Raw genomic sequence first — 7,372 nt, forward strand, 5'->3', positions numbered from 1 at the left:
GCAAAACACCTGAACAAAATTGGACAGGAATGTTTAAACCGAATGAAAAAATTCGCCTACGTTTTGTGAATGCATCTGCGATGTCTTTCTACGATGTCCGTATTCCTAACTTGAAAATGACTGTGGTTAGTGCTGATGGTCAGCCTGTGAAACCCATTTCTGTAGATGAATTCCGTATTGGTACGGCTGAAACTTATGATGTGATTGTGGAGCCAAAAGGTGGACATTATCAAATTGAAGCTGAGTCAATTGACCGTTCAGGTTATGCGATTGGTACGCTACACAATGAACTAAATCCTGTGACACACGGCATTCATATGCCTCAGCCACGTCCACGCTCGCTTTTGACTATGGAAGATATGGGACATGGTGGTGGTGATCATTCAGGAATGGATCATTCGAAAATGAACCATGGCGATATGAAAGGCACGGATCATTCACAGCATAGCGCAGTAAAACCGACTATGGAAGATATGGGACATGGTGGTGGTGATCATTCAGGAATGGATCATTCGAAAATGAACCATGGCGATATGAAAGGCACGGATCATTCACAGCATAGCGCAGTAAAACCGCAAAAAAATGATCAAGTGGTTTATGGTTGGGCAAATGCCTCTACACCTGCAGGTAATAAAGCCTTGCAATATAGCGATTTAAAATCATTAGAGCCGCAAAAAGATACTCGTGAAGCCAGCAGTGAATTGGTCGTGCGTTTGGGCGGTACTATGGAACGTTATATTTGGACCATTAACGGTAAAAAATTTAGTGATGCTGAGCCGTTAAAAGTGAAATATGGCGAGCGTATCCGTATCAAATTTATTAATGACAGTATGATGGCGCACCCGATGCATTTACACGGTATGTTTATGCAGTTGGAGAATGGTCAAGAGTCGGTAGATATGCCAAATAAACACACATTGATCGTACCACCGGGTAAAACAGTTACGGCTTTATTAACTGCGGATGAATTGGGTGAATGGGCAATCCATTGTCATTTGTTGTATCACATGAGTGCGGGGATGATGAACAAGTTAATCGTGGCGAATGTTAGCGATGAACAAGTATCTACAATGCCAATTCAAGGTACAAATTCGACTCAAACTCAACAAGTAACTGAGCAAAAAGGAGCTGAACATGCACATCACTAATTTTGTATTGAAAGCGATTTTTTCTGTTGCGGTATTGAGTTTAACGACCTTAAGTGTGGCGCACGAAGGGCATCATTCAACGACTCAGAATAATGGGAAAAATATGCCATCAATGAATCATCAAGCCATGTCTGAGATGAATCATTCACAACATTCTGCACAAGAGCATGCACAACACATGCAGATGATGGGGAAAATGAACCATGGTCAGATGAATCATGCACAACATCAGGCAACATCTACGGTTAATCATTTACATCATGTACCAGATGCGAATACTCAGCAGAGTTCGCATTATGATCATCGCTCAGAACACGGTGCGCAAATTTATGCGATTACGACGGTGGATAATAAGTGGTTTGTCAATGAAGATGGCACAGGCGGTTTAAAGTCAGAGTTTGAAACCCGTATTGGCACAGATGAAAATAAGGTTTTTATTAAAGTTCATGCCGATAAAGAAGAATCGCATGATGCACATTATGATGCCAAACTTTTATATAGCCGTATGATTTCAGACTTTTGGGATGCACAGATTGGTGCACGTTATCGCAGTGAAAAAGTTGAACTCGATGATCATCGCAAAGACACCGAAGAAAATGTTGATGCAGTGATTGGCTTACATGGTATGGCACCATATTTCTTTGAAACTGATGCTTATCTCTATGCAGGAGAAGACAGTTATGCGGGTTTTAGTCTAGAAACGGAACGTGATTTTCTGATTACGCAAAAGTTGATTATTCAAACTTATTTAGAGTTGGATGCGATCTTTAGTGATGACTCTAAATATGCGAAAAAAACTGGTTTAAGCAGTGCAACCGCAGGGCTTGAAACTCGCTATGAAATCAGTAAAAAGATCATGCCGTATATCGACATTGCCTATGAGTATTCAAAAGGTAATGATGAAACGTCGTGGCAAATAGAATCAAACTCTGAGAAAGGTTGGTTATATGGAGCTGGTGTTAGATTTAGATTTTAATTAATTTAATGATTACTAAATAGCTTTATTTAAATAAAACTCTAGCTTAATGTGGCCGGAAGCAAAATGTTAACTTATTTTGCTCCCTCCCATTTAACATAATAGAGCTTATACGAAACGCAATTTAAAATATTATTGTTTTTCATATAGTTATAAAATTTTGACTGACTTCAAAAACAGTAAAAAGCCGACTTAGAAACAAGTCGGCTTTTTTATGAGCAGGTTTGATACCTTTTGCCAAGAACATAGGTTATTAAATAATCAATTGATAAAATATATTCTTATTATTTCATTTACTCATAAAATATATTCATTATAATGTTGTGTATTCGATCGAATACAATAAAGAGGAACTTTCATGACCGAGATTAAACGTCTCCCTGAATTTGATGAATGGCTAGATAGCATTAAAGACAGTATGACCCGTCTTAAACTGAATCGAAGATTAGATAAGGTTCAGCGTGGTAATTGGGGCGATGTAAAGCATCTTCAAGAAGGTGTTTGGGAAATGCGAGAGTTCTTCGGACCAGGTTGGCGCATGTATTACATCAAACATGGTGATGTAATCATTGTGATGCTTGGAGGTGGTGATAAATCTACACAGCAAAAGGATATAGAACGAGCTGTTGATTTATCAAAATCTTTAGAGGATTGAAAAATGGTTAAAATAGCTGATCTACCTAGCTTTGACATGGCAGAAGCACTTAAGAGTGAAGAAGATATTGTAATGTATCTTAATATGGTTCTTGAAGAGAATGACCCTGCTGAACTAGCTCATGCACTTGGTGTAATTGCTAAAGCTCGTGGTATGACTCAAATCGCTAAAGAAGCAGGAATTGGACGTGAAGCACTTTACAAAGCACTCCGTCAAGATTCAGCACCTCGTTTTGATACGATTAATCGTGTAGTAAATGCTTTAGGTCTAAAACTAACTGTGCAGAATGCATAACTATTAATAAAATTTTGTCTAAGTTCCATCTTATTTAACATAAAATCTCTTATGCGAAATTTCAGTGTAAGCCCAAAGTAGAAATGTCCGGTTTCTCCAAAGTAAAAATGTCCGCTTTTAGAATATGCGCTTTTGCGATTATCGAAGCGGACGGTTTGATATGTTGGTGTCTATGTCGGATAAAGAACTTAAACGATTGTCGGTCTTGCAAGAAATCTGCGATCAACGCATAACTCAACCTCAGGCTGCTCAGCTACTTCATATCTCAGAACGTCAGATCAGACGCTTACTGCAGAAATACAAAGCTCAAGGTCCCGCTGCATTAGCCCATGCCGGTCGTGGCCAAATCAGCAATTCTAAACTTCCTGAAGAACTCAGACTTAAGTGTCTCAATATTGTTTCAGATCAACTTTATGGTTTCGGACCCACTTTAGCGCATGAAAAGCTCACCACTGTTCATGGATTTGATATTTCAGTGGAAACACTACGTTCTTGGATGATTGCAGCCGATTTATGGATCCCTCGCTGCAAGCGCCTGAAACGACCATATCAGCCTCGTTATAACCGAGATTGTTATGGTGAATTGATCCAAATTGATGGCTCACACCATGATTGGTTTGAAGGCCGTTCTGCCAAGTGCTGCCTACTGGTATTTATCGATGATGCCACAGGAAAATTGCAGCATTTACGCTTCTGTGCGTCAGAGTCAGCCTTTGACTATATGATTTCGACACGTTTATATATCGAACAGCATGGTAAGCCATTGGCATTTTACAGTGACAAACATTCAGTTTTTAGGGTGAATCAAAGTAGCAAGAAAGACACCAAGATTACCCAGTTTGGACGTGTTCTGAGCACTCTCAATATCGATATCATTTTCGCTAACTCCCCTCAAGCCAAAGGTCGTGTAGAACGAGCGAATAGAACACTTCAGGATCGTCTGATTAAGGAGATGCGTTTAGAAGGCATCAGTTCAATTGCAGATGCCAATAAGTGGCTGCCGTGCTTTATTGAGCAATTTAATCGTAAATTCGCCAAGATGGCTTTTAATCCCAAGGATCTACATCGGCCTATCGCTGAAACAGCCGAAGAATTAGATGATGTTTTTACCTGGCGTGAACCCCGCAGGGTCACGAACAGCTTGACGATTACTTATGATAAATGCGTATATATCTTGGAAAACAGCGAAGAAAATCAAAGATTGGTCGGCAAGTATCTTGAGTTCTTGGAATATCCGGATGGTACTGTAGCCATTGAATATCAGGGAAGAAAAATCAATTACAGCATCTTTGATAAATTAAGTCAGCTCAACCAGAGAGAGATCGTTGAGAATAAACGTTTGGGTTCTGTGCTGGCACATATTCAACAACAGCATGAACAACTGGAACACCAAAACAAACGCAATCGTTCTCAAAAGATGCCACGTAGACAAGCACAGAAAACAGCGATTGAACAACGAAATCTAAATCCTGTGCTTGACTTGGAAATGTCCATATAGGACATTTCTATTTGGTTATTAGGTAGGACATTTCTACTTGGGAATAACATAAAAATGGGAGTCTTTAGCTCCCATTTTTATTGTTAAACATTGAATCCTATATGTTTTCCTGTTGGAAGCTCTACATCAATACGGAGCTTCCCGCCCATTGCCTCAACATACTTTTTCATGGTTGAAATCTTAAGATCATTGCCACGATTTTCTATTGCTGAAAGCGATGGCTGTTTTATTCCCAAAGTTTCAGCAAGTTCCTTTTGAGAGATTTCAAGTTCTTCACGAATAAGATGAAGCTGATTTTCTAGCAGTAATTCATCTGCCATTTTTTGAATACGGGCTTGGCTCTCTGGAGAGCGGCTAGCTAACAATTCTTGCAGAGTCTTAGCCATTAGATTTATCTCCTAGGGTGGTGAGATGAAGTTGGTATTGTTCATCTGCAATATCCAGCATGTCTTTATAAAAACGCTTTTTACTGCCTTTATCAGCAATACATAGAACAATAGCCTGTCGTAAAGGATCAAATGCGAAGAAAGCTCTCAGTGGTTTACCTCGATGTTGAACACGAAGCTCTTTCATGTTGGTAAATTTAGAGTCATAGACAGTATCTACTAAAGGGCGGCCTAAACTTGGTCCTTGCTGCTGTAGAACAACTAGGGCAGCCAGAACCTTCTCTTGTGTTGATTCGTCTTGCTGTTCAAGCCATTCATTAAATAGATCTGTCGTAATGACTATCCACATACCACAACCAAAATATAGATTATAGTCTATATTTTAGGAGCATTATGCTTGTTTTGCAAATGAGAAATGATAGGCAATAAAAAACCCCAGCATCCTGCCGGGGTTTTTCATATTGGGGTCGTTTGCGGGAAGGGGCGGAATCCTACGCTAAGGCTTTGGCCAGCGATATTCTCCGGTGAGATTGATGTGTTCCCAGGGGATAGGAGAAGTCGCTTGATATCTAGTATGACGTCTGTCGCACCTGCTTGATCGCGGCCGCGATAGCTAGATCGCGTTGCTCCTCTTCTCCATCCGCGTTCCAAGCTGCGGAAAGGCACCCATAAGCGTACGCCTGGTCGAGCAGGCGACGCGGATCGACGTCCAGCGCACGAGAGAATGCGTCCGCCATCTGTGCAATGCGTCTAGGATCGAGACAAAGGTCGTCTCTGTCAGCCGGATCGTAGAACATATTGGCGGCGCCAAAGCCCACTTCACCGACCAGACCGACGGGATCTATCACCAGCCAGCCGCGACTGGAGAACATGATGTTTTCATGATGCAGATCGCCATGTAGCCCACGCAGTTCCGAGGCATTGCTCATCATTTGATCGGCTATAATCGCCGCGTGGACGTAGTCAGTTTGACAACCTGCGTTTTGATCATCGCGCGCCCGCTGAAACAAAGCTGCAAAGCGATCCCGGATCGGGAGAAGGGCAGAAGGCAGGGGTTCCTCAGATGCGGCATACAGCTTCGCCATTAGTTCCGCTGCAATTTCGGTCGCCTGGTAGTCGCCGTGCTCGGCAACGATGTGAGAGAGCATTCGCTCCCCGGCATATTCGAGCAACATCAGATTGTTCTCACGACCGAGCAACCGGACTGCTCCCCTCCCATTGCGCCATACCAGATAGTCGGCCCCGCGCAGTTCATCAGCAATGTCTTCTATAGGTTTCAATCCCTTGACGATTGCAGGAGTCCCGTCTGGCAATGAAACTTTCCAAACGAGGCTGGAAAAGGTGTCCGCAATGAGAACAGGTTGCGAAACGTGCCAATGAGCAGGAAAAACAGGCGGCATGAACATCAACCCCAAGTCAGAGGGTCCAATCGCAGATAGAAGGCAAGGCGTTCGCGGTCGGGGGCTTCGATCCCCAATACATTGAATAGGACAGCGAAGGCGCGCTCTGCTTCATCTGGCGCTGCCCAGTTCTCTTCGGCGTTAGCAATCATGAGTGCCAAATCGGCATAGCGATCTGCTGTTCCGAGCCGCCCAAGGTCGATCAGACCCGTGCATTGAAGAGTTTTAGGGTCCACCATGAAGTTCGGCATGCAGGGATCACCATGGCAAACAACCATATCGGTGCGCTCTTGGTCGAGCCGCACCGGTAGCTCTCGTTCGACACGAGCCAAAAGATCGAGCTGCGGCGTACTCTTGTCCTCGTCCGGTAAGAAGTCGGGATTGACGGCATTGCGGGACACCACATCAACGGCGCGTCCGAACATTCGCGACAGCCTGCGCTCAAACGGACATTGATCAACCGATAGGCTGTGAACAGCGCCAAGTTGCTGCCCCATTGACGGCCACGCTTTGAGCAAATCCGCTCCAGACAGATCAGCCGCCGGTACTCCCGGAATTGCCGTTATCACCAAGCATGCACCCTCCTGTTCCTCCTGCCAGTTGATGACCTCGGGGCAAGCCACACCTCGACCTTTGAGCCAAATGAGGCGGTCACGCTCTCCAGCGAGCTCACCGCGGCGGGAAGCAGGTGCGATTTTCGCGAAGGCATGCCCGTCACCACGTCGAAAAACAAAATCACCAGATTCTCCGCCTCTGACAGGCAACCAGTCAGAATGCGATTCACCAAAAAAAATATTAGTTCGATTCAATGGAGGTTCCTTCAGTTTTCTGAGGCTTTGTTGCACAAAGATTTGAAATGCAAAGCGCCCCTAATTGATCCAAATTTAACTCTGTACACGACAAAAATAGATAACTCATTGAAATAATGTCACAATAATTGTTTTCTAACGACGAATACTATGACACATCTCAATGAGTTATATCTTATCTTAAACAAATCTCTAAAATGGAACAA

Annotated in this window: 9 protein-coding genes; 5 read left to right on the plus strand and 4 right to left on the minus strand. The window is 43.2% G+C overall.

Annotated elements, in window-relative coordinates:
- From FTV52_RS13980 to FTV52_RS14000, 5 genes are all read left to right on the plus strand, one after another.
- A partial coding sequence (locus FTV52_RS13980) for a multicopper oxidase domain-containing protein (protein ID WP_179991020.1) occupies nucleotides 1–1,148 on the plus strand: 1,148 nt, incomplete at its 5' end.
- Nucleotides 1,135–2,124 (plus strand): copper resistance protein B, encoded by a 990-nt coding sequence (locus FTV52_RS13985; RefSeq protein ID WP_005093385.1) that lies wholly within the window; start codon nucleotides 1,135–1,137, stop codon nucleotides 2,122–2,124. The genes FTV52_RS13980 and FTV52_RS13985, both read left to right, overlap by 14 nt.
- Before the next feature lie 358 nt (nucleotides 2,125–2,482).
- Nucleotides 2,483–2,779 (plus strand): type II toxin-antitoxin system RelE/ParE family toxin, encoded by a 297-nt coding sequence (locus tag FTV52_RS13990; protein ID WP_004787583.1) that lies wholly within the window; start codon nucleotides 2,483–2,485, stop codon nucleotides 2,777–2,779.
- Nucleotides 2,780–2,782: 3 nt separating this feature from the next.
- Nucleotides 2,783–3,073, plus strand: a complete 291-nt coding sequence (locus FTV52_RS13995) for an addiction module antidote protein (protein ID WP_004787581.1) — start codon at nucleotides 2,783–2,785, stop codon at nucleotides 3,071–3,073.
- Nucleotides 3,074–3,245: 172 nt separating this feature from the next.
- Entirely contained in the window at nucleotides 3,246–4,571 is a 1,326-nt protein-coding gene (locus tag FTV52_RS14000) for an ISNCY family transposase (protein ID WP_179991021.1), read from the plus strand.
- 83 nt (nucleotides 4,572–4,654) lie between these two features.
- On the opposite strand, the gene FTV52_RS14005 is transcribed toward FTV52_RS14000, so the two are convergent.
- The 4 genes from FTV52_RS14005 to aph(3'')-Ib all read right to left on the minus strand — a co-directional run bounded on the left by FTV52_RS14005 (nucleotide 4,655) and on the right by aph(3'')-Ib (nucleotide 7,166).
- Nucleotides 4,655–4,957, minus strand: coding sequence for a helix-turn-helix domain-containing protein (locus FTV52_RS14005; protein ID WP_001140620.1), 303 nt, complete (start codon nucleotides 4,955–4,957; stop codon nucleotides 4,655–4,657).
- Nucleotides 4,950–5,306, minus strand: coding sequence for a type II toxin-antitoxin system RelE/ParE family toxin (locus FTV52_RS14010; protein ID WP_004967307.1), 357 nt, complete (start codon nucleotides 5,304–5,306; stop codon nucleotides 4,950–4,952). Before FTV52_RS14010 ends, FTV52_RS14005 begins: the two co-directional genes overlap by 8 nt.
- A gap of 220 nt (nucleotides 5,307–5,526) precedes the next feature.
- Nucleotides 5,527–6,363, minus strand: a complete 837-nt coding sequence (locus FTV52_RS14015) for an aminoglycoside O-phosphotransferase APH(6)-Id (RefSeq protein WP_000480968.1) — start codon at nucleotides 6,361–6,363, stop codon at nucleotides 5,527–5,529.
- Nucleotides 6,363–7,166, minus strand: a complete 804-nt coding sequence (gene aph(3'')-Ib / locus FTV52_RS14020; protein WP_001082319.1) for an aminoglycoside O-phosphotransferase APH(3'')-Ib — start codon at nucleotides 7,164–7,166, stop codon at nucleotides 6,363–6,365. Before aph(3'')-Ib ends, FTV52_RS14015 begins: the two co-directional genes overlap by 1 nt.
- Nucleotides 7,167–7,372 lie beyond the last annotated feature (206 nt).

Source organism: Acinetobacter sp. YH1901141 (assembly GCF_013416935.1).
Classification (GTDB): domain Bacteria; phylum Pseudomonadota; class Gammaproteobacteria; order Pseudomonadales; family Moraxellaceae; genus Acinetobacter; species Acinetobacter towneri.

What these genes read in the sequence shown, in the direction of transcription:
- FTV52_RS13985 (WP_005093385.1), top strand. Translation starts at nt 1,135, where the DNA reads ATGCACATCACTAATTTTGTATTGAAAGCGATTTTTTCTGTTGCGGTA.
- FTV52_RS14010 (WP_004967307.1), bottom strand. Translation starts at nt 5,306, where the DNA reads ATGTGGATAGTCATTACGACAGATCTATTTAATGAATGGCTTGAACAG.
- FTV52_RS13990 (WP_004787583.1), top strand. Translation starts at nt 2,483, where the DNA reads ATGACCGAGATTAAACGTCTCCCTGAATTTGATGAATGGCTAGATAGC.
- FTV52_RS14005 (WP_001140620.1), bottom strand. Translation starts at nt 4,957, where the DNA reads ATGGCTAAGACTCTGCAAGAATTGTTAGCTAGCCGCTCTCCAGAGAGC.
- FTV52_RS14000 (WP_179991021.1), top strand. Translation starts at nt 3,246, where the DNA reads ATGTCGGATAAAGAACTTAAACGATTGTCGGTCTTGCAAGAAATCTGC.
- FTV52_RS13995 (WP_004787581.1), top strand. Translation starts at nt 2,783, where the DNA reads ATGGTTAAAATAGCTGATCTACCTAGCTTTGACATGGCAGAAGCACTT.
- FTV52_RS14015 (WP_000480968.1), bottom strand. Translation starts at nt 6,363, where the DNA reads ATGTTCATGCCGCCTGTTTTTCCTGCTCATTGGCACGTTTCGCAACCT.